The organism is Eudoraea sp., from assembly GCF_049669105.1.
Classification (GTDB): Bacteria; Bacteroidota; Bacteroidia; order Flavobacteriales; family Flavobacteriaceae; genus Eudoraea.
Genome location: NZ_JBATKE010000089.1, coordinates 23,570 through 48,665, shown reverse-complemented (window position 1 = coordinate 48,665; position 25,096 = coordinate 23,570). Strand labels below are relative to the sequence as shown.

The following is a 25,096-nucleotide window of genomic DNA, read 5'->3' as shown; positions in this document are numbered from 1 at the left end:
AGTCATTAATAGTTTTCAAACTCTTCTGAAAAAGTTGTCTGTAAAGAGAGATTCTTTTTTTTACAAACCGTATTTATACGCTGTATTATGGTTTGGTTTCTTACCAATTTTATTCCTTGTTCTATATCATCGGCAAAAACCCTGTCTTTTTTTGCGAAGGCCACTTTTTTACGAACTTCCTTATGCACTTCTTCAAGCAATATCCCCGATTTTAAAGGTTTTCTATATTCAAAGGCCTGAGTAGCCGTAAGTAATTCAATGGCCAATATTTTTTCCAAATTTCCAAGTACTCTTAAAGCTTTTCTGCCTGCAATAGACCCCATACTTACGTGGTCTTCCTGCCCCATAGAAGTAGGAATGCTGTCTGCGCTGGAAGGAAAACAAAGCCCTTTGTTTTCACTCGCCAAAGCCGCAGTGGTGTATTGAAGGATCATGTATCCTGAATTTATCCCCGTATCTTCCATGAGCAATTTAGGAACTCCCGGACTATTGCCTTCCAGCGCCAGGTAGATTCTCCTGTCTGAAATATTGCCCAGTTCAGAAGCTGCCAGACAGGCATAATCCAATGCCATAGCCAGAGGTTGCCCGTGAAAATTACCACCGCTTATTGTCAATTCTTCATTGATGATAATTGGATTATCTGTTACAGAATTTAGTTCTACATGTACCAATTCCTTGAGGTGTAACCAGGAATTTCTGGATGCTCCATGCACCTGAGGAATACAACGTAAGGAATAAGGATCCTGCACCCGTTCACAATCAATATGATTTTCCATGATCTCAGAACCTTTCAGGAGTAATTTCACCCTTTGCGCTACATGTATATTGCCCTTAAAGGGCCGCAGGCTATGTAATTCATTATAAAAAGGTTTTACGGAGCCCTGTAAACCTTCAATCATCATGGCGCCGATAATATCGGCATGCGAAAGGCAATTGTGTAATTTCTCCAATACTTTTAAGGCATGTGCTAAGATAAACTGAGTGCCGTTTATAAGTGCCAATCCCTCTTTGGGGCCAAGTTCCAGAGGTTTCAACCCTGTTTTTTTAAATAATTCCTCCGTTCCAATAATTTTGTTTTCAAAAAGGACCTTACCAAGCCCAATTAGTGGTAAAAACAGATGAGAAAGAGGAGCTAAGTCTCCTGAAGCCCCAACTGATCCCTGAGAAGGAACAAGTGGAATAGCATCGTTTTCTATATGCCAAAGAATTCTATCCAGGGTTTCTTCGGCTATCCCGGAATATCCCTTGGCAAGTGAATGTATCTTTAAAATAAGCATCAGTTTAGCCAGTTCTGTCTTTATCGGCTTGCCAACGCCAACACTATGGCTTTTGAGAATATTTGTCTGTAAAATTTTGGTTTCTTCTTTAGAAATATTGGTAGTGCATAAGGGCCCGAACCCGGTATTTATCCCATAAACAGCCTGTCCTTTTTCAACTATGTTTTCAACTACAAGTTTACTCTTCCGAACTCGTTTTCGCGAAGCATTCGATAATTGACCTTGAATTGTACCTCTTGCAATTCCTAATGCGAGGCTACAACTAAGTTCTTCTTCTCCATACAGAAAGGTATGAGTTGGTGAAACCATTAAATAGTATTTTTAGTACTATAAATGTATTCATTAAGTTTCAGAAAAATGGAATTGCAGCCCCACTTTAATTTGAATATTATATCACCGTTAGAAATTCTAACTTTGTAAAACTAAAATGTTTAGAATGATATTTGAATTGATTAAAAAGAGGCGATCTGTATTTCCTGCTCAATACACAAACCAGCCAATAGATAGATCAGAGATTGAAAAAATTCTGGAAGCAGCAAACTGGGCACCGACCCATAAAAAAACAGAACCCTGGAGGTTTAAGGTTTTTCTGGGAAATTCAAAAGAGCAGCTAGGCCAATTTCTTGCAAAAAAATATGAGGAAACAGAGGCGAATCCAAAAGCTTTTAAAGTTAAAAAACTACTCGACAACCCAAGCAGGTCGGCGGCTGTTATAGCAATATGTATGCAAAGAGATCCGAACGAAAGCCTTCCGGAATGGGAAGAAATTGCAGCAACGTCAATGGCTGTTCAGAATATGTGGCTTTGTTGCACGGAAATAGGAATAGGTTGTTATTGGAGTTCACCAGGACTCATAAAATATATGGGGGAATTTATTGAACTCGGTAAAAGGGAACAATGTCTCGGGTTTTTATACATGGGACATTACGAAGAGGAAATCTCTGTTGGGGATAGAAAACCTGTTGAGGAAAAGGTGGTTTGGTTTAATTAGGGGCTAGTAAAAAAACGGGAATAGGTCTTCCTTAAATTCCCAGGCTTTAGCTATAAAAAGCCCTAAATAAACAATAGTTACTACAAATTTTAAAAATGTGCCGGTAAGAAAACCTATAAAAGAACCAAAAGCGGCCTTAAGTGCTGTTTTATTATCTGCCTTATTTATTAATTCTCCAATCAGTGCTCCAACAAATGGCCAAATAATTATTCCTAAAATGCCCAGAATTGGAAATAATATAGCCACAAGCAACCCCGCTACGGTTCCGGCCATTCCGGCCTTGCTGCCTCCAAATTTTTTCGTGCCCATTGCTGGGATAATATAATCTAATGCAAATACTATTGCCGCCACTAAAAATGTAATGCCCAAAAACCACCAATCATTAGGTACTGCTCTGGTTAGAACCAATAATAAAAGACCTATCCAGCTTATTGGAGGGCCGGGTAAAACGGGTAAAAAGCTCCCCAGGATTCCAATGAGCATAATGAAAAAACCCAAAAGTAATAAGGCAATGTCCATAAAAATAATTTGTAATTGGACGAAGATAGCGTCTATTTGTTACATGTCTTTTTGGGGAAGCGGGAAATCCAGAAATTCTGGGGCTTATTTGCCCGAAAAAATCGTAATTTTCCGCAAGAATACCTATTAGATGAGGAAGTTGCTAATTTTGTTTTGTCTTTGCCTGATATCTTCCTGTGATTTGTTTACCTCAACCGAAGTTAAAACACAAAAACTGGTTGAAAAAGAATTACAGGCAATCAATTGGAATGATGTTGACCAATATCCACTATTTGATGATTGTGACGAAACGGCGTCTAAAGCTTCACAAAAAGAGTGTTTTGAAAACACCCTGCTTTTGCATTTTTCGATGACCTTGCAGGAATTCGAATTTATATTAGACAAAGATGTTGAGGAAGCAGTATATGTAGATTTCCTGGTTGATAAAGAAGGAAAAATTACCGTTTTGAATATTGATAAAAACAGTCTTATTCAGGAACAGATTCCTGAATTTGATGGGATTGTCAGCAGAAGTCTTAAAAGTCTGCCTGCATTAGGGCCGGCTTTGAAAAGAGGAATTCCGGTAAATGCTAAGTTTAGGATTCCTATTATTTTAAACTCAGAGTAAACAAAATAAATTGCAAAACGAAAAAATCATATTGGGCATTGATCCGGGAACTACTATTATGGGATTCGGAATCATTAAAGTAACCGGGAAGAAGATGACATTTATTCAAATGAATGAATTACTCCTCAAAAAATACAATGATCCCTTTACCAAACTCAAACTTATTTTTGAACGAACCATAGAATTGATTGACACCTACCATCCGGATGAAATTGCTATTGAAGCTCCCTTTTATGGTAAAAATGTCCAATCTATGCTAAAACTTGGCCGGGCACAGGGCGTGGCCATGGCAGCCGGGTTATCCCGGCAAATTCCGATAACTGAATATCTGCCAAAAAAAATAAAAATGGCGATTACGGGTAATGGCAATGCCAGCAAAGAACAGGTAGCAAAAATGCTCCAGAGCACTTTAGGACTAAAATCGCTTCCAAAAAATTTGGATAGTACAGATGGTCTTGCGGCGGCGGTATGTCATTTCTATAATGAAGGAAGGGTAGAAGTAGGCAAGAGTTATACAGGATGGTCTGCATTCGTAAAACAAAATGAAGACCGGTTAAAGTAGGTTGTAGTCACTAGTTATTTAATTGCTTTATTCTTAATCATTCTATGGCTGGCATCTACATACACATTCCATTTTGCAAACAGGCCTGTCATTATTGTGACTTTCATTTCTCTACTAATTTGAGGAAAAAGCAAGATATGGTAAGCGCCTTGCAGAAGGAATTATTGCTTCGCAAAGATGAATTGAAAAATGAAGAAGTACAGACCATTTATTTTGGGGGCGGTACGCCATCGGTTCTAGAAATAGGAGAAATCAATGAAATTATAAAATCTGTTGATGAGAATTATAGGGTGATTGAGCATCCTGAAATAACCATGGAAGCCAATCCGGATGACTTATCGATAAAAAAAATAAAGGAGTTGAGCGATTCTCCTATTAACAGATTGAGTATTGGCATACAATCCTTTTTTGATCAGGACCTTAAATTGATGAACAGAGCCCATGATGCCAAAGAAGCAGATTTATGTCTCAATGAGGCCAAAAAGTATTTTGATAATATTTCTATTGACCTTATCTATGGGATACCTGGAATGACAAATGCGCGCTGGGAAGAGAATATTAATAAGGCCTTGTCTTACGAGTTGCCACATATTTCTAGTTATGCATTAACGGTGGAGCCCAAAACTGCTTTAAAAGTATTTATTGACAAGGGAATTATTCCCAATGTAGATGATGAAGTGGCCGAAGAACATTTTAATATACTATGTACCCTTTTGGAGAAGGAAGGGTTTATAAATTATGAAATCTCCAACTTTGGGAAAGAAGGATATTTCTCTAAGAACAACACAGCGTATTGGAAGGGAAAAAAATATATTGGAATAGGACCTTCGGCACATTCTTATGACGGCACAAAAAGGGGATGGAATATCAATAATAATTCGAAATATCTTAGATCAATTAAAGAGAATATACTGCCGCTGGAAGAGGAAGTACTCAGCAAAACAGACCGATACAATGAATATGTCATGACCGCATTACGAACAATTTGGGGAGTTTCTTGGGATAAAATAAGAAACGAATTCGGGACTAATTATTACGAGTACCTATTGGATCAATCTGATAGATATATCAAAGAGAAATTACTTGTAACAGAAGGGGATAAGCTCTCTGTCACTAAAAAAGGAAAGTTTTTATGTGATGGGATTGCTAGTGATTTATTTATGATTAAATTGAAATAAGATTTTTGATTAGAAGCCATGCTCGCACGAATAAAACATAATAGCAGGGAATACAAGATAGATTTGTCCAAGCCTCTGGATATTTCGATTCCTTTGAGCGGCAATGAATCGAATGTAAGGGCCTGGAATCTGGATCCACCTAAGATAGAACCACATATGGAAGAGGGTTTTATTGGGAAAGTATCCGAAGGTGCTTCGGTAAATTTTAATGATATCAGTTTTAATCCACATGCGCATGGAACTCATACAGAATGCCTTGGACATATCACAGAAGAGACCTATTCCATAAATAAGCAATTGTCAGACTATTTTTTCCTTGCTGAGGTGGTCACCATCGCCCCTGAAAAATATCAGAATGATTTTGTGGTCTCCAAAAAACAAATTCAATATGCGATTGGAAACAAAAAATGTGAAGCACTTATAATCAGAACTTTACCTAACCTTAAAGAAAAATTATCAAGAAAATATTCCGATACAAATCCACCTTATTTATTGGAAGAAGCAGCTCAATATTTAGTGGATAGGGAAATTAATCACTTGCTCATAGACCTACCTTCAATAGACAGGGAGAAAGACAATGGAGCGCTATTGGCACATAGGGCATTCTGGCAAGTTGAAGGCAAGATGCGTACCAGGGCCACTATTACAGAATTTATATTTGTAAACAATTCTATTAAAGACGGCACCTATATTTTAAACTTGCAACTGGCCCCAATGGAAAATGATGCCAGTCCAAGCAGGCCGGTAATATTTAAACCTATAGAGTCATGAATACCCTAATCAGGTTAGAGGAATTTGCAATGTTTGTATTTGGTTTCTATCTTTTTAGTTTCCTCCCTTTTTCCTGGTGGTGGTTTTTTGTGTTTCTTCTGGCCCCGGATATTGGAATGATGGGATATATTTTTGGTGATAAAATTGGAGCGGTTTCATATAATATCTTTCATCATAAAGGTTTGGCAATAGTTATTTATATTTTTGGAGCATATTATTCTCTTCCTTTGTTAGAAGGAGTGGGAGTAATTTTATTTTCACACTCAGCGCTGGACAGAGCTTTGGGTTATGGCTTAAAGTATAAGAAAGGATTTAAGTTTACACATTTGGGAGAAGTAGGAAAAAGCAATGGATAGTATTTTTGAACTGTTTTTGGGGTTAATATTGGGCGCAATCCTAATGTATTGGATGTACTCATTATTTCGTATTAAGAGGAGCAAAGAGCTCACAGAGCATCAATCCACAATAATTTTGGAAAAAATTAAAAGCGTCTGTAAATTGATCTCTGTGGAGGGTGATTTTGCTGAGATTTACAAATATGAAAATACCAGGGAACACTTTATGAGTTTGCTTAGTAGCAAGAAAACGGCCCTGATAGTAATTAATGCAAAAGCTCAAATAGGTTACGACCTTAAAAAAGTATTAATGCACGCAGATACTGATAAAAAGAAAATAATTCTAACCAACTTTCCACAACCGGAGGTGCTTTCAATAGAACCCGAACTTGAATTTTACGACATAAAAAATGGACTTTTCAATTCATTTACTCCAAAAGATTTGACAGCCTTAAATCAGGAAGCGAAAAAACATGTCATGGAAAAAATTCCTGAAAGCGGACTTATGGATACGGCTCGGAGGGAAGCATTGGAGGCAGTTTTATTAATTGAAAAGATAGTGGAAACCATCGGCTGGAAATTAGATTATTCAGCTTTAAAATTAAGTGAGGATAAGAAACCTTTTATCGAAAAATAGTATTTTAAATTTAAATCATAAAAAAATGAAAAGGACAATTTGTATTTTAACACTTTTAGTAATCTCCGGAACAACATTCGGCCAGGCGGCAGATAAGCATATGAAAAATTTAGACCCAGGATTTGTACACGTCGTTTACTTTTGGCTCAACAATCCCGACAATAAAGATGACCAAAAGCAATTTGAAAAAGCGTTGAAGAAGTTTATGAAGAAGTCAAAACATGCCAACACGCAATATTTTGGTAAACCCCCTACAGCTACCCGCGATGTAGTGGATGATTCTTTTACATATACCTTAGTCCTGAGTTTTAAAAATGCAAAGGAGCAGGAGAAATATCAAAAAGAAAAAGCACACGAGGCATTTATTGAGGAAGCGCAAAACCTTTGGAAAAAAGTGGTCGTTTATGATTCAGAGGGAATTAAATTATAATTTTCGGGGGTTAAATAGTGTTATGTGTGCGTGTTTTGTCGGCAATGGACATGGTTAATTTGCTTAGAAAATGAATATTGAAACGTACAGGGGACTTTGTTTAAGCAAAAGCGGAGTTACTGAGGAATTCCCTTTTGATGCCGATACACTGGTCTTTAAAGTCATGGGTAAAATCTTTTCAATAGCTCCGCTTGAACGGATTCCATCGCAGGTAAATTTAAAATGTGACCCGGAGAGGGCCATTGAGTTGCGGGAAACCTATGATGGGATTATAACCCCAGGATATCATATGAGCAAATTACACTGGAACACATTATTTCTGGAACAGTTGCCTTCAAAGTTGATATCAGAACTTGTTAATCATTCCTATGAATTGGTAGTTTCTAAGCTAACAAAAAAACAAAAGGCCGCGCTCAAGGGTATGATTTAATCTTTAAACCCCATAAAGAATACCATATCTTTACCCCCTCAATTCAAAGAGCTAGTTTATATGCTTAACCCCACAACATTCTATATAGAAAGAGAAGACAAATTGAGCAAGCTGCTTGTTCAGGTGAAACAACAATTATGGGTCTCTAGTATGCTTAGGCTGACGGTTTTTATCCTGGCAATTTTGGGGATATACCTGTTTTATGACAACTCAAATTACCTCCTTTTAATTATTCTTTTCTCGGCAATACTCTTCCTCTATTTGGTTTCAAGACATAGCGACCTGACTTACCAAAAAAATAAATTGTTAGCCTTGATCTCCATTAATGAAACGGAGCTGCAGGTATTGGATCGAAAATTTTATGATCTCCCAGATGGAAAAGAATTCATTGACCGCGCACATTTTTATAGTCAGGATATAGATCTTTTCGGGAAAGGTTCTTTTTACCAATATTGTAACCGCACAGCTTTACCGGAAGGCAGTAAAACATTGGCAGGACTATTTACTGAAAACAATATCGAAAATGTAATAGAAAAACAGGAAGCCATAAAAGAACTGGGATCAGCAGCGGAATGGAGACAGGAATTTTCGGCAGTGGCCGGATTGATAAAAACGGAAATCTCGTCGGCTAATTTAATAAGTTGGTTAAAAACGTATCAGCCATTCGTTCCTAATCTGATGAAATGGTTACCCACCGTGTTTTCGTTTTTGTCACTGGCAGTTATTAGCCTCTATTACTTTGATTACCTTCCGGGATGGGGGTTATTGTTTTGGTTTTTCCTTGGCCTGGGTATCACAGGTAAGTATTTAAGCAGGGTCAATGCGCTTTCTCAAAACACATCGCAAGCACAAAGTAGTTTCCAGCAGTATCAACAATTGATATTGCTTTTGGAGAATATGAAATACCAATCTCAATTGCTGCAGAATGAAAAGGAGTACATCCTGGAAGAAGGCATAAAGATTTCCCAAATTTTAAAACAGTTTTCCGGGATGTTGAATGCTTTTGACCAAAGGAATAATATGATTTTTGGTGCTCTGGCTAATGGGTTTCTATTGTGGGACCTTAGGTATGCTTATTCCATAGAGAAATGGATTGGTGTTCATGGTATTAGTGTAGAGCGCTGGCTTAATACCATAGCTTTTTTTGATTCTTATAACAGTCTGGGAAATTTTGCTTTTAATCACCCCGATTATACTTTTCCTGAAATCACAAAAAATGATCTTATCATTGAAGCCAAAAATATCTCACATCCCATGCTCGACCCGGCTGAAGGGGTCACAAATAATTTTAAAATTAGTAAAGAAGAATTCTATGTAATTACCGGAGCAAATATGGCCGGTAAAAGCACATTCCTGCGCACGATCTCCCTTCAGATTGTTATGGCCAATATGGGCCTGCCAGTGTGCGCTACTTCGTTATTTTACCAGCCCATTAAACTGATTACCAGCATGCGAACTGTAGATTCTTTGACAGAACATGAATCTTACTTTTTTTCAGAACTAAAGCGTTTAAAGTTTATTATTGATAGTATCGGGGATGATGATTACTTTATTGTGTTGGATGAAATCCTAAAGGGAACCAACAGCACAGATAAGGCTATTGGTTCCAGAAAGTTTATCGAAAAGTTAGTTGGTTCTAATTCAACCGGGCTTATAGCTACCCATGATTTAAGTCTTTGTGAGGTAGCCAAAAGTCTGGAAAAGGTTGATAACTACTATTTCGATGCTGCAATTGTAAATGATGAATTGCATTTTGATTATAAGTTCAAAAAAGGTATTTGTCAAAATATGAATGCTTCATTTTTATTGAAGAAAATGAAAATAGTTGAATAATAGATGGATTCACTAACGCAAATAGTTTTAGGGGCCTCAGTTGGTGAGGTGGTACTTGGCAAAAAGGTGGGGAATAAAGCAATGCTTTATGGTGCAATTGCCGGCACAATACCCGATCTAGACGTCTTGAGTCGCTATTTGGTAGATACGGTTACTTATACGGAATGGCACAGGGGTTTTAGTCATTCTATTCTGTTTAGCCTTTTGTTTGCACCCGTTTTTGGATGGCTGATTTCTAAAATTGAAAAAAATTCCGGAGTAAGTTGGCAGGAATGGTCCAAACTTATGTTCTGGGGTTTGTTTACCCATCCTATTTTGGATTCCTTTACCACCTGGGGCACGCAACTTTTTTGGCCTTTTGATGTTCGATTGGCCTTCCAGAATATTTTTGTAATTGATCCTTTATATACGCTTCCTTTTCTGTTTTTCCTGATTTTGACTATGAGACAACACAGGCTGTCACCGGACAGAAGAAAGTATAATCGAATGGGTCTAATTGTTAGTAGCGGCTATCTAGTGGTAACTTTACTACTGAAGGGTATTACCTATAAGAAATTTACAGATAATTTGGAGGATCAGAAGATTGCTTATGAACAGATTCAAACCAGGCCAACCCCATTTAATTCAATACTATGGACTGCAAATGTGGATGTGGGGAAAGAATATTTAATAGGAGAATATTCCTTGTTTGATACCAAACCAATTGTGTTCAGGGGTTATCCAAAAAACCATGCCTTATTAGGAGAACTGGCAGGCGAGGATAAGCTTAACCGGTTAATAAAAATTACCGAAGGTTGGTATACCATTTCGCGGAAGGAGCAAACCTTACTCTTTAATGATCTTCGTTTTGGTTTGATAAGCCTGAATCCCATTGATCCAAAATTTGCTTTTAGTTATAAGTTGCTTAAACTAAAAAATGAGGTCATTGTTGAGGAAACCCCAAAATTCAAAGAAGACGCACAAAACGTCTTAATAGAATTATGGGCCAGAATCTGGGGAAATTAATCCCCGTGTTTCCAATTCTTTTTTATTGGTTAATATTCCTTATAGGCTTTTTATCTGAAGATCATGAAAAGTATCTGCCTGCAGACGCAGCAACTCTTCTGCTTTCTGTTTCTTATAGGCGTACACAGCTTCTTCTTCTGCTATTTCGCCATATATTTTCTCATTCAGTGAAGTGTCTGTAGCCAGGATTTTTTGGCGTTGCAATACTTTTTGCATTACCCAGGTCTCCACGGCACTTTCCTCATCTTCCAGTTTTAGGTCATAAGGTCCTTTTGGAGCCAGAAGTTTAACAATTATAGGTGAGGTTTCTATAGCAAGGAATAGAAGGAAAATAAAGAAAGAGGGAAACCAAGCGAGTTCTCCCAGCGCATTTATTCGTGCCATAAGACCGTCAAATCCGTCAATAATGGGTTGAGAATCATTAACTGCCTGCGAATATTCTGTATTGAGCGCTGCAATCTGGGTTTCTATATCTGCAATCTTGGTTGCATTTGCTTCCTTTAATTGTTTTAATTCTAACAAAGCCGCATCATGCTTTTCGCGTTTTTCTTTATACACCGGTCCTTTGCCTAAAAGCATAGTACCTGCCCTTCCTTCCGCCTCGGAAATATAAGTGTCGTAAAGGGCATTTGTTTCAACCTCTTTTACATTTATCTCATTCTTAAGTGATGCAACATCTTCATTCAGGCTGGCAACTACCGGAGTGTATTGCTGAGCAATCTGCGCTTTATTTGCCAGCGTGAGTTCGTTTTTTTGTTCCAGTAAAACCTGGTTAATTTCCTTTTCGAAAATTTTCATTTCCAAAGGTTTGGAGATTACAACGGCAATAATAACTGCCAAAATTATCCTGGGAGTAGCCTGTAAAAATTCACTTTTAAGGCTGTCTCTTTTTTTAATAGTAGAGACAATAAACCGATCCAGGTTAAAAATTAGAAGGCCCCAGATAAGTCCAAAAAAGATGGCGGTATAAACGTTGTCAAATACAGTGTACAGCGCGTAACTACTTGCAATAAAGGCCATTACAGCGGTAAAAAAAACAGTGGCACCTATGCCTGCGTATTTGTTTTGTTCTCCTGAAGAACAGGATTTAAGAATGCCGGTGTCCGCTCCGGAACAGAGGATAAAAAAGCGTCGTATCATTATAGTGTTCGTTTTTGATTCTAATGGTTAGAACGCAATTTGCATAGATTTGTTACACTAAATTGAAATAAAAATGCCTCATTAAGAAGGTTTTATGATTTACTGGTTTTTACCCTCAGTATTTGTTTGGGAATTCACGAGGCAGCTCAAATCTAACTTCCTAAAGAAAGAAGTTCCGTATAGTATTTATAGAAATAAGGTATCGTTTCAATTCCTTTCAAAAAATTCCATACTCCAAAATGCTCATTCGGAGAATGAATGGCATTGCTGTCCAGTCCAAAACCCATTAAGATGGACTTAGACCCTAATTCCCTTTCAAATAATGGGACAATAGGGATGCTACCGCCGTTTCTCTTGGGTACGGGCGCTTTTCCAAAGGTTGTCTCATAGGCTTTACTGGCTGCCTGGTAACCTATACTATCAATAGGGGTTACATAACTTTCACCACCATGATGAGGAATAACTTTTACCTTAACTCCCGGAGGGGCAATATTTTCAAAATGGGTTTTAAAAAGTTGAGTGATCTCATGCCAGTCCTGATGTGGTACCAGTCTCATTGATATTTTTGCATGTGCCTTACTCGCAATAACGGTTTTTGCGCCTTCTCCTGTATAGCCGCCCCATATACCGTTTACATCTAGTGTAGGCCTAATGGAGTTCCTTTCATTTGTAGTATATGAAGATTCGCCAAAGACATCATCAATATCCAGCGCCGCTTTATATGCCTCCAGGTTAAAAGGCGCTTTTTCCATAGCGCTGCGCTCCTTCCGGGAAAGTTCATCTACCTTATCATAAAATCCGGGAATGGTAATATGGTTATTTTCATCATGCAAAGAGGCAATCATTTTTGCAAGGATGTTGATAGGATTGGCCACCGCACCTCCGTATAGCCCTGAATGTAAATCCCTGTTTGGCCCCGTTACCTCCACTTCCACATAACTCAACCCCCTCAGGCCGGTAGTGATAGAAGGAACATCATTAGCGATCATTCCGGTATCAGAAATTAGAATAATATCATTGGCTAATTTTTCATGATTCTCTTTTACAAATGCCCCCAGGCTTTCGCTTCCTACTTCCTCTTCCCCCTCAATCATAAATTTAACGTTGCACGGAAGCTCGTTGTTTGCAACCATGAATTCAAGTGCTTTCACATGCATATAGACCTGTCCTTTATCATCAGAGGCTCCACGGGCATAAATGGCTCCATCGGGGTGGAGTTCCGTTTTTTTAATTACAGGTTCAAATGGTGGGGAGTCCCAAAGATCTAACGGATCTGGCGGTTGAACGTCATAATGCCCGTAAACCAGAACCGTTGGCAGATTTTTATCAATTATTTTTTCTCCATAAACGATTGGATATCCCTGAGTTTCACAAATCTCAACAACATCACAACCGGCATTTTTTAAAGAAGTGGCAAAAGCCTCGGCAGTATCCAGAACATCCTGAGAATAGGCAGAATCTGCACTGACAGATGGCATTTTTAGAAGTTGGATGAGCTCATTTATAAATCGTTCTTTGTGTTGATTCAGGTAAGCCTTTATGTTTTGCATTATCAATAATTTGAAGAATGACTAAATTTACGAAAAGAAGGTTGATAATTTTAAAGTTCGATTATTTTTAAATTGAAATTTTGCTTTATATTTGCAACCCCATAATAACGATAGTTCCTTCTCCATACTATTTCAAAGGAGAAGTTATCGGGATGGGAAATGCAGGCGTGGTGGTCCCGATAGCTATCGGGAGGCAGACACGATAGACTTAGGGTCTAGTTCTGTATTTTGAAAAATAGTTTTTGCAGGCGTGGTGGAATTGGTAGACACGCTAGACTTAGGATCTAGTGCCGAAAGGTGTGAGAGTTCGAGTCTCTCCGCCTGTACGAAGTAAAGGCCCATCCATTATTGGATGGGCTTTTTTATGAAAAGCGAAGAGGGGAGAAGTTTATCCCGCCAAAAGCGGGAAGTCTCTCCGCCTTTACAGTTTAAAACCTCAACTAGTAAGTTATTAACATGTTGAGGTTTTTTAATTCTAAATAATATGCGATCAGTTTCTAGGAATGAACCTCTCCTGGTTGTACATGGTGGCAATAATAAGGGTACGGTCCTTAAGAACGTTATCCAGATGGCTTTGCTGGATCATAAGTCCTTATATTAAAATTTCATCGAAGATTTCAACATCAACCTTTGTACGATAATTTTCTTCAAGAACACCTTTTTCCGTCGTTGGAACCCATTGCATATTTTTTTCGTAAAGCTTAATATCATTTTCTTGCAAGGGATCCATCACCATTAAATAGATCCATTCATTATCCAGTAATGTTTTTAAGTTTTCATTCCGTAAAAGGATATCGGTTACCCGCGTTATTGGTGCTTGTATGAGCACTGAGAGACGTAGCGGCTTATGGTACATCTCGCAATCTGATTGAAATAATGATTGTAACGGCAGACCCATTTTTAGATCCCCGCCGTTACCCTGGACTACCCCAAATTTACCAGTGATATTATGTGTAATTTTGGAGCCTCCTCCAAATATATCATTGTCAACTGTTGAAAAATAATAATGGTTGTTGATCCACTGGGTGACTACCATAGGTCCCTGCATAATGCCTTCCAATGCCTTTCCTGTTATGTCCAATTCCCAATCGTAGGAATGAAGGAAGCAACGGCTATCAAGGTTGTCATTTTTAGTAAGTGCCCTGGGTGCCACGATGAACCCTGCATTTTTTGCCAGACCCCATTCGGGTCTGGTCTCCCCCCAATCATTTGCTTTGCGTTGGGCTAAAGCAATACTATTCCCTTGTATACCGAACCTATCTTGGGTAGCGGTTTGCTGTGCGCTTAACAAATCCGATTTTAGGTTAAGCAATTGCTCTTTATGTGAATCGGGAACTTCGGAATCAAAAATTACAATTTCATCTGTAGTCGTATTATGTTCGGCACCTATGAAATGAGTATCTGCCGGAATATTAAAATGATTATTATCTGCCAAGGCTTTTCTTACTTCGGGTAGATTTGCCAACTTGGCCAACATACGGGCGTTATGCCTGCCCGGGCTTGCAGCACATGCTCCACAGTCAAGGCTTGAACCAAAGGGATTGTTTGCGGAATGGCTACCGTGGCCTATAAAAAGTACTAAAGGTGAAAACTGTTTCCAACCCGTGAGGTCGAAAGCAGATTTTACAATGCGCACTTTTTCATCCAGGGGAATTTGAAGACTAATTTCATCTTGGGCATTGGCCCTAGTGATTTCGGGTTCACATAAAGACTCATATGATAAAGTGTTTTGCTTTTTAAGGCGATAAAAATGTCCTGGCGTTAAAGTCCGGGCCAATAAAGATAACCCATAATAGAATCCCGATCCTTCCACATATCCAAAAGCGGAAGGGAGCATATTCTTCATCCGTTTCAGAAAATATTCTCCGAATTTCAAGATTTCATTTTTCCTTTTATACGCTAATATCTTTTCATTTTTGTTAGCCTGTGGAATTTCAGAGACCTTATAGGAAGAAGACACGATAGGAGGGCAGGATTTACGGACCAGGGCATCGTCCAAATTCTCATAGTCCATCGCTATGCCAAAAAATCCGGCGTATCCATAGGTTTCATAATTACCCTTAGATTCCACGTGTCTTCGTATTAGTTCCGATCGGGTATCTATACAGAAGACCATTTGTGCGTCAGGGCAAGGTTCCCCGTTTCTGGAAGGTTTTGTGGTTAACGATTCTTTTCTAAAGGTTTTGATAAGCTGGTTTTGCCAGCTCTTCTCCCAAGCTTTCAACCAGATATATTGAAGTTTTGAGATCATATTATTTGTCTCTTCCTTTTCAATTTCAGGAAGTATCTGAACCTTCAATTTTTGCGCTATCCATAGACGCACCCCCAAATAATCTTCTAAGCTGATGGGATATTCTTGCTGCCAAAGCGAGTTGGATTCACTGCGGTAATTGATAAAGCCGGTCCATCCCGGTAATGCGGCTAATTGATATGTGAAGATTTTAGTGTACTCTTCTTTGGAGTAGCCGGTTAAAACATGTGCCAATGCCTCCGAACTGGTTTTTGGTATTTCACGAAGAGCCGTTATTCCTATTTCACTGTCATATATGGCTAATTTTCGCCATGCTTTATAAAAACCATCTTTTTTTCCCGGCATTTCCCATTCGGCCAGACCTTCATCCATAAAAATGGCAAGCCACTTTGCCATGATCCTGTCTAAATCATGGTTTATATTTTTTTCCTGGACTCTCTTTTGGGATTGCATTTGTTGCAAATAGAAATCCGGAGATTTGGACAATCCGTTTTCTCTCAATAGTGCGATGAGTATATTTTTTTCAATTTCTCCTTGCTCCCAAGCCTGGCGATATAATGAAGTTTCCGGGAAAATCTTCGCGTTTAAAAGATCTTTGGCATTATTTACTGCATCTTTGAAAGATACTTTTTCATAGCCTGATAGAGGATTTGAGGTTACGAAAGAGTACAAAGGCCAGGTTTTTCCAATAACTTTGGATGCTTCTTCGATACTTTTAAGAATGCGTTTTTGGATCATAACGATTTAGATTTATACATTAGGATGGATTTCTTATAGGGTTGGGATACGTTTAATAGCCTTACATAGAGCCAAGGGACTTTGCGGTAAATTCCTAATTTCATGATGAAAAAACCGACCAAAAACACAATACCAAATACAACCTGTATCACTGAAAGAGACCGAGGCACCACTACCATAGGCATTTCAGCCATCAAAGCTGTTACCCATTTGTACATTAGGGCATATATCCCTATACCGCATATAAACAAAACTGGGGGTAAAATTGTTTTCTGTAAAACCGATAGACTTTGCTGCTTGACAATATTATAGGTTACCTGTCCTACTGTAATTGCTACAATAAGCGTAAGGAAAATACCGCTGTCCAGTTCCGTTCCCTTTCCTGTTAATAGGGCAAACAGAATGGCTCCTAGTATGCCGAAGAATAGTACAACTACAGCTTGAAACGGTTTTATCCTTATCTGTGGTGGTTTTTGTGGTTTTGATTGTTCTATTGCCTCCCCGGAAGCAAGGAACAAATATGCTTTATAAAATCCATGTAGGATCAAATGTACAACAGCTGCATTGAAAAAGCCTAAACCACACTGCATGATCATAAAACCCATTTGAGCGATGGTAGAGCAAGCCAGTTTTTGCTTCACGTTGACCTGAAGAAGCTTGGTGAACTGTGCTATTATGGCTGTTAGCCCTCCGATGATAAAGAGAACGTTCAATGTATTTGAAGCAAACATTAAGGTTGAAAACAATGCCAGCAAAATTCCTGCACCATTAACAAAACCTGCATGCATGAGGGCCGAAGCAGGTGTGGGTGAGGTCATTGCAGAAAGCAACCAACGATGGAAAGGGTAAATTGCCGATTGAACAATGGCGGCAGTAATGACACATAAGGCCGCGATAGATACAATATACAGGGGCAATTCATTCAATGAAGAAACCAGACCACTTACCGTAAATTTTCCGCTTTCGAAGGCCAGTAGTAGCACTCCGGCGCTTAAGAAAAAGGTACCTGTGAGAAAATAACGCTGCGTAAATTTTGAAGCTTCACGGGCTTCTCCCCAATTGGAATCTATTCCAATCAATCTAGACATAAAAAATCCCATTCCCAACCAGCTGAGCAGAAATAATATAATATGATCGGACATTACAAATAACATAACTGATAAGGTAAAACCCAGGCATAATGTCATAAATCGAGAATGATATCTAAAACCATTTAGATAATTCCCAGCATAGGTGCTGACAAGCGCACTAAAGAATGTAACGGTGGTCAAAATTAAAATGGTAAAGCCGTTAACCCTCAAGATACCTCCCAGGGACCATTCGGGAATACTGGGAAAATAATACATCATGTATACCAGATTGCCTGTGAATAGCAGCCATAGAAAAGAAGTAATTATTTTTGGAAGGGTTAAGGAAAATGATTTATAGCTTTTTTCAATGGAATTTTGAGTAGTGCTTTCTTGTAAATTATTTTCAAGAGTCATTTTTAAGTTTTTAACAATTTTTAGTTTGCAAAAGGTTGATAGAAATACTTATAACAAATATGTTCTGACTATTTTTTGAACTACAGGTTCAGAATCATTAAAGATCACCTAATATTATGAACAGGATTTCTCAACAAGTTTAATGTCTATAGTGCTATTGATTTCCAGTTCGTAGCCATTTTTGTGGGCACTTAGCACTAGTTGTTCAATGATTTTCTTGGCTTCCTTCAACTCTTTGATCCGGTCTTCAGAGGTCAGATCGGCATCTGGCCCCTCATGTCTCAGGTTAAGTGATTTTACCGTATGGAATTTGATCTTGTCGTTGATCAGCGATAAAAGCACATCCGCAGCTTCGGCCGGACTAAATAGCCCTTTTATAAATGCGATGTTTTCTGTCATTTGGACAGTATTTGATCTGTTCGATCTTTAGGGTTTGAGATTGTTCGATAATTGCTACTTCGTATTTTGGCGATGAAAATTACACTCAAAATAAGGCTGCATATTAATATTCTATCCAGTAAAATAGAATCATTAACATAAGACATCATGATAAAGAATAGCAGGGCCACCATGCCTGCAATTGGTAAAATTGTAGATTTTGATAAATGCATATATTCTTTTTTTAAATGTTAGATTTCGGTTTACCGCATAACTTTATTTTGGCATTTATAACCATCATTCGGCAACAGTAATTTCCAGGATACCATTTATCTTTAGATTACGTCCCAGGCCTCTGGTATTGGAAATGAATTCTTTTGCAATTCTTTTTTCTTCTCGAAGCTCATTGATTCGACCGTCCAGTTGGTTCGTTTCATATTTATGGTTTCCTTCCCAAAGCTGGAGCCTTTGTATTTTATGAAAATTGATTTTTTCATCGATCAAAGCGATGATGACATCTGAGGCCTCTGATGGAGTGAACTCCCCTTTAATCAATTGAATTTTTTGTGTAGTTTTTTCAGTTTGTACCAATTCTTTTGTTTCCATACTGCTTGTTTTTAGGATTTATATGAGTTAAATTTTTAATTCTGTGGCAAAGATTATACATTTTAATTATAAATAATTATTTATATTAGTTATGTTATATATAAATATTATTTATGAATTATACTTTGCACCAACTCCAAATATTTTTGAAAATAGCTGAAATACAGAGTATTACCAAGGCTTCTGAAGAGCTCCATTTGACCCAACCTGCGGTATCCATTCAACTTAAAAATTTTCAGGATCAGTTTCCGATTCCACTTACTGAAGTTGTAGGCAGAAAGCTTTACATCACAGATTTTGGAAAAGAAATAGCCCAGGCTGCGGAAAAAATAATCAACGAAGTATATGCCATCAATTACAAAACGTTGGCTTATCAAGGTGAACTTTCGGGGCGGCTCAAAATATCTGTAGTTTCTACCGGCAAATATGTGATGCCCCATTTTTTATCTGACTTTATGAACCGTAATAATGGTGTAGACCTCATAATGGATGTGACCAATAAATCAAGGGTAATTGAAAGTCTTGAAATGAACGAGGTAGATTTTGCCTTGGTCTCAGTCTTACCCAAAAAATTAAAGGTGAATCGGGTGGAACTCATGCCAAACAGACTTTTTTATGTGGGCAGCAATAATTTAAAATTCAAGAATGCACCCACCAAAAAAAAACTGTTCGAAGTTCTTCCATTAATTTATCGGGAGCAGGGATCGGCCACTAGAAATGCCATGGAGACTTTTATATCGAGGAACAAATTTTCGGTACGGAAAAAGATGGAGTTGACTTCAAATGAGGCGGTGAAACAAGCAGTAATTTCAGGTCTGGGATGCTCGATCATGCCTTTGATCGGAATAAAAAATGAACTAAAAAACAAAGACCTGCAAATAATACCGGTCAAAGGGCTTCCTATTACAACAACGTGGAACCTGATATGGCTAAAATCGAAAAAACTTTCCCCGGCGGCGATGGCCTATCTTGAGTTTTTAAATTCTGAAAAAAAAGGCATAATAAAAGAGAAGTTCACATGGATTGATAACTTTTAACTATGGTAAACAATAGGTAAGTGATATTAATTTCTACTGCACTTATTTCAACGCTAGTCTAGTTCTGTGTGCCGGCCGGATTAAAGTTATAATACTGCAGCCTGTTTTTGAAAACCTAATCATTCTGAATAACACAAGGGTAGCATATTTTGTAGTATTAAATGGTGCCTGGTAAAATAGCTTTTAAGTTTAAATATCTAAAAATGTATTAGATCTTTTGGACACTTAAGGCAGAATTAGTTCAGTGACTATCTAAAGGGTCTAATTTGCTAACTTTACCCTATCGATCCAAAAAGGTCAGTTAGCCAACATTAATCAACTTTTTTTTCGAACAGGAATGCAATTTTACATAAGATTTATAGTAAAGTTGTGCAGCTGGGTGTAATCGAATCTAAAAACTAAAGATGCAAAAAACCACAAAGGAGCTTATTGACGGACAGTCTCTGTCGAAATTACAATACGCGACCTTTTTTGTATGCTTCATTATGAATATTTTGGACGGGATGGACGTCATGGTTATTTCTTATTGTGCATCTGCAATTGCGAAATCCTGGCAGGTGGGCCCGGAGGAGTTGGGCATTGTTTTCAGTTCGGGGCTTGCAGGGATGATGATTGGAGCTATGTTTTTGGCACCTTTTGCTGATAAGATCGGAAGAAAGAAAATGATACTAATCAGTGCGTTTTTGATGGGTGCCAGTATGCTCATGACTGCCTGGTCACAAAATGTTTCTGAATTGATATTGTTGCGGTTTTTAAGCGGTATAGGCATAGGAAGCATGTTGGCAAGTACAGCGGCACTGACCGCAGAGTATGCCCCCGACCGTAAAAGAGATTTTTGGGTCAGTTTTGTTTTGTCGGGCTATCCCGTAGGAGCTGTATTAACGGGTATAGTATCGGCAAGTTTAGTACCAGCTTATGGATGGCCTGTTATGTTCAAACTGGCCGGACTAGCCTCCTTTATCTGCTTGCCACTTGTCTATTTTTCACTGGCGGAATCGATTTACTTTTATATAAAAAAACAACCCAAAGGAGCATTGCTCAGCGCAAATGCAATTTTGAGTAAACTGGGCCATGAGGCATTGGAAAGACTCCCAAAACGGGAGGTAAAATCTTCAGGTATTCCAGTGAACAAGCTACTCAACAAAGAGTACAGGATACCTACATACCAGTTATGGACGGCCTTATTTATGGCATTTGGATGTTTGTACTTTCTAATAAGTTGGATACCAAAACTTGCAGAGGCTACAGGTCTTTCAATGTCATTGGCAATCTATGCCGGTACGGTTTTCAATGTGGGGGCCTTTTTTGGGATCATTATCCAGGGCTATTTTTCCTCACGAACAGGATTAAAGAAGACAGTGGCTGTTTTTTTGGTGGTAACAGGCATTTTGATGGCCACTTTTAAATTGTTTAGCGGTTCCAGTTCCTTGCTCTTTGTAATTGGTTTACTCGGTTTTACACTGCAAGGTGGTTTTGTAGGATTGTATGCGGTTGCTGCAAGGATGTATCCCACGGAATTCAGGACCACCGGGCTGGGCTGGGCTATTGGTATTGGCAGATTCGGTGCTGTGATTGGGCCGGCTCTGGGTGGTATCCTTATAGGCATGGGGCTTTCGATGGCAGAGAATTTTTTGATTTTTTCCATACCGGCCATAATTGCGGGAGTGATAACTTTTTACTTAGCTTCAACAAAACTATCCTGAAGCAAAATTCAAAAGGTCTTTACTAAGCATTCCATTCTTATACCTGCCAATATTAGTATCCTGCCTTTTTATATACTGCATCAAACCCTTAGTATCGTATTTGGTTTTTACATCGTTGGCCTGGAAGTGAATCTGTATTTGAAATTCCTGATTATCACGATTACTGCCATTCCAGCAGCAAAATTATTATATCCAGTGACATTATAAAACAAGAAATTTGAACTCTAAGGAATGATTATTTCCTCCAATTTCTTGGAAACTTTCCTTTTTTTCAGGATTCAAACATCGATTCAATTGATAAATTATTAAGCTTAATGGTAGCTGAAAATTGGAATGTAAAAAGCTTTAAAAGTAGTTTTTAGGTGTCTGCTACATTTCATTTTATTGTTTCTGGTGGAATTAAAGTATTTAAATCGAACCCTGATTCAGGTAGGGAACATACCGTTTTTGTTTTGTCCGAGGGAGACGTTTTTGACGTGTTGTCTTTGCTCAACACAAAACCACATAATGTTTATTGGGAAGCTCTGGATACCTCGGAGATCTTAAAAATATATATGAATCAAATGCGCGATTGGATCAATGAATATCCTGTCGTACGCAAGGCGATATTGTATTATTTGGGCAATCGAATGCGATAACTCATGGATGTGGCCACAGATGTAACCCTTCATAGTACATTGGCTAGGCTATCTTCCTTACTGCTTAAAAACATAAACGGCGAAACCCGAAAACTCGAATTGATCAACAACTTACCCAATGAAGAGATTGCGGGACTAATTGGTACTACAAGAGCAGTTGTAAGCAGGCACAATCAAGAACTGAAGCGCTGTGGTCCTATTTCTGTGAGCCTTAAGCAAATTAATGTCAAGAACCTGGAACTTTTGCCATCTATTGCAGAAGAAAATTATACCCCTTATACCATTAGTTCAGGTCTTGTGGCCACAATTATTAAATAGTCTATATTTTTTATCCACCTGATTTAAGGTGAGTGCTACCTAAGTAGCTGTTTGTGTTCACATAAAGCGATAACTTTAGAGTGTTCACTTTGTATAAACTATCACGAAAAAACACTCCTTTAATGTAATCCTGTTTTTGAGTTGCTTTTATTCTTTTATCGATAGTCAAATAATTTTTTTGATAATTCTGTCGATAGGTGTCCTAAGTATTTAAAAAAATGTGCTGAAAAAGAAAATAACAAGATGATCCTGACCAAAAAACTCCAATACATTTTTACTTCCTCTTTTTTGAAAGTGGCTAGGACTAAAAGGAATATGCCAAATATCGCTGTGACCATTGCATTCAAGTCAAAATACCCGAAGGCTGCATTTGTTCGGTGGAATCAGATAGATGTTTTTAAATGGCAAGTGAATTTCAGTCTAAAAGGCAATGATTTTTCGGCCCTGTTCAATAGCGACGGCAGTTGGTTGGAAACAGTTACCTTATTGTCGTTTGATCATACCCCTAAACAAGTGCAGCAAAGTTTTAAAGTAAAATACGGTTCTGAAGGTCTTCAGCAAATTCAACATGTAAAAACACCCAACAGAGATATTTTCGAGATACAATGGAGCAATGGTGTTTTTGTATGGAAACTTCTGTATGACATTTCAGGAAAAATCGTGGGGAAGTTAATTGTGTAATCAAATTGGAAGGAGTGTTGGTAGTGTTTCACTTTTAAAAATTTAGTCTTAAATTCGGAAAATGAAACTAGTAATCTTATCAACAAATCAAAACCTTTATTCAACCCGGAGGCTAATTGAAGCAGGAAAAAAGAAAGGGCACGAAATGCACGTTATAGACCATTCTAAATGTGATTTGGTCATTGAAAAAAGGAAACCTGGGCTTATTTATAAAGGAAAAGAAATTGAAGGAGTTGATGGAGTAATTCCCCGTATTGGTGCATCTATTACCTTTTACGGCACGGCTGTGGTACGTCAGTTTGAAATGATGAAGGTTTTCACTGCTGTAGAATCACAAGCGCTGGTGCGTTCCCGGGATAAATTAAGAAGTCTTCAAATTTTATCTAGGGCTGGGCTGGGTTTGCCCAAGACGGTTTTTAGCAACTATTCAAAAAACGTGGGTGCAATTATCGACAAAGCGGGTGGAGCACCCGTAGTAATCAAATTGTTAGAAGGCACACAAGGTCTGGGTGTGGTCCTTGCAGACAATCGAAATTCGGCAGAGTCCATTCTAGAGGCCTTCAACGGATTACAGGCACGCGTTATCGTACAGGAATTTATCAAGGAAGCCAAGGGTGCGGATCTCAGGGCTTTTGTGGTAGATGGTGTAGTTGTGGGAGCCATGAAGCGTCAGGGCAAGGAGGGTGAGTTCCGTTCCAATCTCCATCGCGGGGGTACCGCAAACATTATCGAACTTAGTGATGAGGAAGAAAATGCCGCCATAAAGGCAACCAGGGCCATGGGATTGGGAGTTGCGGGGGTAGATCTATTGCAATCGGCAAGGGGGCCATTAATTTTAGAGGTAAATTCTTCACCTGGTCTAGAAGGAATAGAGTCAGCTACAGGAAAGGATATTGCGGGTCAAATCATTAAGTACGTTGAACGAAATGCAGAGTAAAAAAGTTGAAGTACTTGGGCATGCTATTTCGAATGGAAAAGGAGTACAGCTTAATCTGGACATCGCTAAATTACATACCAGAACCAAGATTCAGGTACCGATTATTGTGGAACGCGGCAAAAAAGAAGGCCCCACATTGTTAATGACTGCGGGTATTCATGGCAATGAAATAAACGGTATCGAAATTGTACGCCAATTGATATCCAAAAAATTTAATAAACCGGAATGTGGCATGGTTATCTGTATACCTGTAGTCAATGTATTCGGGTTTTTAAATCAAAAACGACAATTTCCGGACGGCCGGGATTTAAACAGGGTATTTCCAGGTAGTGCAAGGGGTTCTTTGGCGAGCAGGTTTGCTTATCATATTGTAAAAGAAATAGTTCCTCTTGTTGATTACTGCATTGATTTTCATACAGGTGGTGACAGCCGTTTTAACACCCCACAGGTACGGGTAGGCGCTAACGATATTGAAAGTATTGAACTGGCAAAAGCCTTTGGAGCTCCTTTTATTATAAAATCTAAACGACGTGAAAAATCCTTCAGAGAGACCATGCACAAGCTTGGGAAAAAAGTGTTGGTTTTTGAAGGAGCAAAAGCCTTGCATATTGACAATTATGTCACCAAAACAGGAGTTGGGGGTGCACTTCGGGTAATGCAGCATTTAGGGATGCGTAATTTTACCAAAGATTTGCTACAATGGGATAATAAGGTCACGACCCCTGTTATAATTAATTCATCTATATGGATACGGGCGAAATATTCAGGATTGTTTCATCCAATGATACAATTGGGTCAATTTGTAAACAAAGGAGATTGTTTGGGGAGTATTTCAGATCCCTTTGGTTCTTTTGAACGGAAGATAAAATCCTTGTACGCCGGGTATGTAATTTGCATAAATGAGTCACCTATTGTGAATCAGGGCGATGGGATTCTTCATATATCAAAAGATTGAGAGTTTTAAATTTTATAGGCCTATAGAACATATCGTTATAAGATAACAGGTAGAAATTTCAAAACATAAACTGAATTAACAATACTAAACCTGAACTGAACGATA

General features: G+C 38.3%; 27 protein-coding genes and 1 tRNA gene. 19 read left to right on the top strand and 9 right to left on the bottom strand.

What is annotated here, in order from left to right; genetic code table 11:
- Positions 1-5 precede the first annotated feature (5 nt).
- Positions 6-1,586 (bottom strand): histidine ammonia-lyase, encoded by a 1,581-nt coding sequence (gene hutH, locus WBM60_RS07490; protein ID WP_424282931.1) that lies wholly within the window; start codon positions 1,584-1,586, stop codon positions 6-8.
- Positions 1,587-1,713: 127 nt separating this feature from the next.
- Here hutH and WBM60_RS07485 point away from each other — a divergent pair, with 127 nt between their 5' ends.
- A complete protein-coding gene (locus WBM60_RS07485; protein WP_424259552.1) occupies positions 1,714-2,268 on the top strand; it encodes a nitroreductase family protein in 555 nt (184 codons plus the stop codon).
- A gap of 3 nt (positions 2,269-2,271) precedes the next feature.
- Here the strand turns inward: WBM60_RS07485 and WBM60_RS07480 are convergent, their stop codons facing one another.
- Complete coding sequence (locus WBM60_RS07480) at positions 2,272-2,787, bottom strand: DUF456 domain-containing protein (RefSeq protein WP_424276680.1); 516 nt, start codon at positions 2,785-2,787, stop codon at positions 2,272-2,274.
- Between the two features lie 130 nt (positions 2,788-2,917).
- Here WBM60_RS07480 and WBM60_RS07475 point away from each other — a divergent pair, with 130 nt between their 5' ends.
- From WBM60_RS07475 to WBM60_RS07430, 10 genes are all read left to right on the top strand, one after another.
- Entirely contained in the window at positions 2,918-3,394 is a 477-nt protein-coding gene (locus WBM60_RS07475; RefSeq protein WP_424282930.1) for a hypothetical protein, read from the top strand.
- Positions 3,395-3,404: 10 nt separating this feature from the next.
- Complete coding sequence (gene ruvC / locus WBM60_RS07470) at positions 3,405-3,956, top strand: crossover junction endodeoxyribonuclease RuvC (protein WP_424259555.1); 552 nt, start codon at positions 3,405-3,407, stop codon at positions 3,954-3,956.
- A gap of 65 nt (positions 3,957-4,021) precedes the next feature.
- The gene (gene hemW, locus WBM60_RS07465; protein ID WP_424259564.1) at positions 4,022-5,134 is read left to right on the top strand and encodes a radical SAM family heme chaperone HemW; all 1,113 of its coding nucleotides are present in this window, start codon (positions 4,022-4,024) and stop codon (positions 5,132-5,134) included.
- A gap of 18 nt (positions 5,135-5,152) precedes the next feature.
- Positions 5,153-5,905 carry a cyclase family protein gene (locus WBM60_RS07460; protein WP_424276681.1) on the top strand — a complete coding sequence of 251 codons (753 nt, stop codon included), beginning with the start codon at positions 5,153-5,155 and terminating at the stop codon, positions 5,903-5,905.
- The gene (locus WBM60_RS07455; protein ID WP_424259557.1) at positions 5,902-6,261 is read left to right on the top strand and encodes a DUF4260 domain-containing protein; all 360 of its coding nucleotides are present in this window, start codon (positions 5,902-5,904) and stop codon (positions 6,259-6,261) included. Before WBM60_RS07460 ends, WBM60_RS07455 begins: the two co-directional genes overlap by 4 nt.
- Positions 6,254-6,877: a DUF4230 domain-containing protein gene (locus tag WBM60_RS07450; RefSeq protein WP_424259558.1), complete on the top strand. Its 624-nt coding sequence runs from the start codon at positions 6,254-6,256 to the stop codon at positions 6,875-6,877. The genes WBM60_RS07455 and WBM60_RS07450 overlap by 8 nt, the downstream gene beginning before the upstream one ends.
- Before the next feature lie 25 nt (positions 6,878-6,902).
- The gene (locus WBM60_RS07445) at positions 6,903-7,307 is read left to right on the top strand and encodes a Dabb family protein (RefSeq protein ID WP_424259559.1); all 405 of its coding nucleotides are present in this window, start codon (positions 6,903-6,905) and stop codon (positions 7,305-7,307) included.
- A gap of 70 nt (positions 7,308-7,377) precedes the next feature.
- Positions 7,378-7,737 (top strand): MmcQ/YjbR family DNA-binding protein, encoded by a 360-nt coding sequence (locus tag WBM60_RS07440; protein WP_424259560.1) that lies wholly within the window; start codon positions 7,378-7,380, stop codon positions 7,735-7,737.
- A 60-nt stretch (positions 7,738-7,797) separates the two neighbouring features.
- Positions 7,798-9,570, top strand: a complete 1,773-nt coding sequence (locus WBM60_RS07435; RefSeq protein ID WP_424282929.1) for a MutS-related protein — start codon at positions 7,798-7,800, stop codon at positions 9,568-9,570.
- Positions 9,571-9,573: 3 nt separating this feature from the next.
- Positions 9,574-10,575 carry a metal-dependent hydrolase gene (locus WBM60_RS07430; protein ID WP_424259562.1) on the top strand — a complete coding sequence of 334 codons (1,002 nt, stop codon included), beginning with the start codon at positions 9,574-9,576 and terminating at the stop codon, positions 10,573-10,575.
- A 39-nt stretch (positions 10,576-10,614) separates the two neighbouring features.
- Here WBM60_RS07430 and WBM60_RS07425 read toward each other — a convergent pair whose 3' ends face one another.
- Positions 10,615-11,715 (bottom strand): DUF4407 domain-containing protein, encoded by a 1,101-nt coding sequence (locus tag WBM60_RS07425; RefSeq protein ID WP_424276683.1) that lies wholly within the window; start codon positions 11,713-11,715, stop codon positions 10,615-10,617.
- A gap of 152 nt (positions 11,716-11,867) precedes the next feature.
- Positions 11,868-13,265: a dipeptidase gene (locus WBM60_RS07420; RefSeq protein WP_424263278.1), complete on the bottom strand. Its 1,398-nt coding sequence runs from the start codon at positions 13,263-13,265 to the stop codon at positions 11,868-11,870.
- Between the two features lie 244 nt (positions 13,266-13,509).
- Between WBM60_RS07420 and WBM60_RS07415 the strand changes: the two genes are divergently transcribed.
- Positions 13,510-13,591, top strand: a tRNA-Leu gene (locus tag WBM60_RS07415).
- 266 nt (positions 13,592-13,857) lie between these two features.
- On the opposite strand, the gene WBM60_RS07410 is transcribed toward WBM60_RS07415, so the two are convergent.
- The 5 genes from WBM60_RS07410 to WBM60_RS07390 form a co-directional block, all read right to left on the bottom strand.
- Positions 13,858-16,254, bottom strand: a complete 2,397-nt coding sequence (locus tag WBM60_RS07410; protein WP_424282928.1) for a DUF2309 domain-containing protein — start codon at positions 16,252-16,254, stop codon at positions 13,858-13,860.
- Entirely contained in the window at positions 16,251-17,738 is a 1,488-nt protein-coding gene (locus WBM60_RS07405; protein WP_424276685.1) for a proton-conducting transporter membrane subunit, read from the bottom strand. The genes WBM60_RS07410 and WBM60_RS07405 overlap by 4 nt, the downstream gene beginning before the upstream one ends.
- 114 nt (positions 17,739-17,852) lie before the next feature.
- Positions 17,853-18,137: a hypothetical protein gene (locus tag WBM60_RS07400; protein ID WP_424259761.1), complete on the bottom strand. Its 285-nt coding sequence runs from the start codon at positions 18,135-18,137 to the stop codon at positions 17,853-17,855.
- Positions 18,134-18,349, bottom strand: a complete 216-nt coding sequence (locus tag WBM60_RS07395; RefSeq protein WP_424282927.1) for a hypothetical protein — start codon at positions 18,347-18,349, stop codon at positions 18,134-18,136. The genes WBM60_RS07400 and WBM60_RS07395 overlap by 4 nt, the downstream gene beginning before the upstream one ends.
- A gap of 64 nt (positions 18,350-18,413) precedes the next feature.
- Positions 18,414-18,722 carry a hypothetical protein gene (locus tag WBM60_RS07390; protein ID WP_424259762.1) on the bottom strand — a complete coding sequence of 103 codons (309 nt, stop codon included), beginning with the start codon at positions 18,720-18,722 and terminating at the stop codon, positions 18,414-18,416.
- Between the two features lie 113 nt (positions 18,723-18,835).
- Between WBM60_RS07390 and WBM60_RS07385 the strand changes: the two genes are divergently transcribed.
- The 7 genes from WBM60_RS07385 to WBM60_RS07355 all read left to right on the top strand — a co-directional run bounded on the left by WBM60_RS07385 (position 18,836) and on the right by WBM60_RS07355 (position 24,991).
- A complete protein-coding gene (locus tag WBM60_RS07385; RefSeq protein ID WP_424277836.1) occupies positions 18,836-19,759 on the top strand; it encodes a LysR family transcriptional regulator in 924 nt (307 codons plus the stop codon).
- A 404-nt stretch (positions 19,760-20,163) separates the two neighbouring features.
- Complete coding sequence (locus WBM60_RS07380; RefSeq protein ID WP_424262481.1) at positions 20,164-21,462, top strand: MFS transporter; 1,299 nt, start codon at positions 20,164-20,166, stop codon at positions 21,460-21,462.
- Positions 21,463-21,824: 362 nt separating this feature from the next.
- Positions 21,825-22,100: a Crp/Fnr family transcriptional regulator gene (locus tag WBM60_RS07375; RefSeq protein ID WP_424282926.1), complete on the top strand. Its 276-nt coding sequence runs from the start codon at positions 21,825-21,827 to the stop codon at positions 22,098-22,100.
- 3 nt (positions 22,101-22,103) lie between these two features.
- Positions 22,104-22,418, top strand: a complete 315-nt coding sequence (locus WBM60_RS07370) for a helix-turn-helix domain-containing protein (protein WP_424262477.1) — start codon at positions 22,104-22,106, stop codon at positions 22,416-22,418.
- 315 nt (positions 22,419-22,733) lie between these two features.
- Positions 22,734-23,099: a PepSY-like domain-containing protein gene (locus WBM60_RS07365; RefSeq protein WP_424262475.1), complete on the top strand. Its 366-nt coding sequence runs from the start codon at positions 22,734-22,736 to the stop codon at positions 23,097-23,099.
- Positions 23,100-23,160: 61 nt separating this feature from the next.
- Positions 23,161-24,036: a 30S ribosomal protein S6--L-glutamate ligase gene (gene rimK, locus WBM60_RS07360; protein WP_424262473.1), complete on the top strand. Its 876-nt coding sequence runs from the start codon at positions 23,161-23,163 to the stop codon at positions 24,034-24,036.
- Positions 24,026-24,991 (top strand): succinylglutamate desuccinylase/aspartoacylase family protein, encoded by a 966-nt coding sequence (locus WBM60_RS07355; RefSeq protein ID WP_424282925.1) that lies wholly within the window; start codon positions 24,026-24,028, stop codon positions 24,989-24,991. The genes rimK and WBM60_RS07355 overlap by 11 nt, the downstream gene beginning before the upstream one ends.
- Positions 24,992-25,096 lie beyond the last annotated feature (105 nt).

Excerpts from the sequence above, each read along its gene's own strand:
- WBM60_RS07460 (WP_424276681.1), top strand. The coding sequence starts at position 5,153 with ATGCTCGCACGAATAAAACATAATAGCAGGGAATACAAGATAGATTTG.
- WBM60_RS07380 (WP_424262481.1), top strand. The coding sequence starts at position 20,164 with ATGCAAAAAACCACAAAGGAGCTTATTGACGGACAGTCTCTGTCGAAA.
- WBM60_RS07440 (WP_424259560.1), top strand. The coding sequence starts at position 7,378 with ATGAATATTGAAACGTACAGGGGACTTTGTTTAAGCAAAAGCGGAGTT.
- WBM60_RS07485 (WP_424259552.1), top strand. The coding sequence starts at position 1,714 with ATGATATTTGAATTGATTAAAAAGAGGCGATCTGTATTTCCTGCTCAA.
- WBM60_RS07410 (WP_424282928.1), bottom strand. The coding sequence starts at position 16,254 with ATGATCCAAAAACGCATTCTTAAAAGTATCGAAGAAGCATCCAAAGTT.
- WBM60_RS07425 (WP_424276683.1), bottom strand. The coding sequence starts at position 11,715 with ATGATACGACGCTTTTTTATCCTCTGTTCCGGAGCGGACACCGGCATT.
- WBM60_RS07480 (WP_424276680.1), bottom strand. The coding sequence starts at position 2,787 with ATGGACATTGCCTTATTACTTTTGGGTTTTTTCATTATGCTCATTGGA.
- WBM60_RS07445 (WP_424259559.1), top strand. The coding sequence starts at position 6,903 with ATGAAAAGGACAATTTGTATTTTAACACTTTTAGTAATCTCCGGAACA.
- WBM60_RS07370 (WP_424262477.1), top strand. The coding sequence starts at position 22,104 with ATGGATGTGGCCACAGATGTAACCCTTCATAGTACATTGGCTAGGCTA.
- WBM60_RS07455 (WP_424259557.1), top strand. The coding sequence starts at position 5,902 with ATGAATACCCTAATCAGGTTAGAGGAATTTGCAATGTTTGTATTTGGT.
- WBM60_RS07450 (WP_424259558.1), top strand. The coding sequence starts at position 6,254 with ATGGATAGTATTTTTGAACTGTTTTTGGGGTTAATATTGGGCGCAATC.
- WBM60_RS07395 (WP_424282927.1), bottom strand. The coding sequence starts at position 18,349 with ATGCATTTATCAAAATCTACAATTTTACCAATTGCAGGCATGGTGGCC.
- WBM60_RS07400 (WP_424259761.1), bottom strand. The coding sequence starts at position 18,137 with ATGACAGAAAACATCGCATTTATAAAAGGGCTATTTAGTCCGGCCGAA.
- WBM60_RS07365 (WP_424262475.1), top strand. The coding sequence starts at position 22,734 with ATGCCAAATATCGCTGTGACCATTGCATTCAAGTCAAAATACCCGAAG.
- WBM60_RS07430 (WP_424259562.1), top strand. The coding sequence starts at position 9,574 with ATGGATTCACTAACGCAAATAGTTTTAGGGGCCTCAGTTGGTGAGGTG.
- WBM60_RS07355 (WP_424282925.1), top strand. The coding sequence starts at position 24,026 with ATGCAGAGTAAAAAAGTTGAAGTACTTGGGCATGCTATTTCGAATGGA.
- WBM60_RS07385 (WP_424277836.1), top strand. The coding sequence starts at position 18,836 with ATGAATTATACTTTGCACCAACTCCAAATATTTTTGAAAATAGCTGAA.
- rimK (WP_424262473.1), top strand. The coding sequence starts at position 23,161 with ATGAAACTAGTAATCTTATCAACAAATCAAAACCTTTATTCAACCCGG.
- WBM60_RS07390 (WP_424259762.1), bottom strand. The coding sequence starts at position 18,722 with ATGGAAACAAAAGAATTGGTACAAACTGAAAAAACTACACAAAAAATT.
- WBM60_RS07405 (WP_424276685.1), bottom strand. The coding sequence starts at position 17,738 with ATGACTCTTGAAAATAATTTACAAGAAAGCACTACTCAAAATTCCATT.
- WBM60_RS07435 (WP_424282929.1), top strand. The coding sequence starts at position 7,798 with ATGCTTAACCCCACAACATTCTATATAGAAAGAGAAGACAAATTGAGC.
- hutH (WP_424282931.1), bottom strand. The coding sequence starts at position 1,586 with ATGGTTTCACCAACTCATACCTTTCTGTATGGAGAAGAAGAACTTAGT.
- WBM60_RS07420 (WP_424263278.1), bottom strand. The coding sequence starts at position 13,265 with ATGCAAAACATAAAGGCTTACCTGAATCAACACAAAGAACGATTTATA.
- WBM60_RS07475 (WP_424282930.1), top strand. The coding sequence starts at position 2,918 with ATGAGGAAGTTGCTAATTTTGTTTTGTCTTTGCCTGATATCTTCCTGT.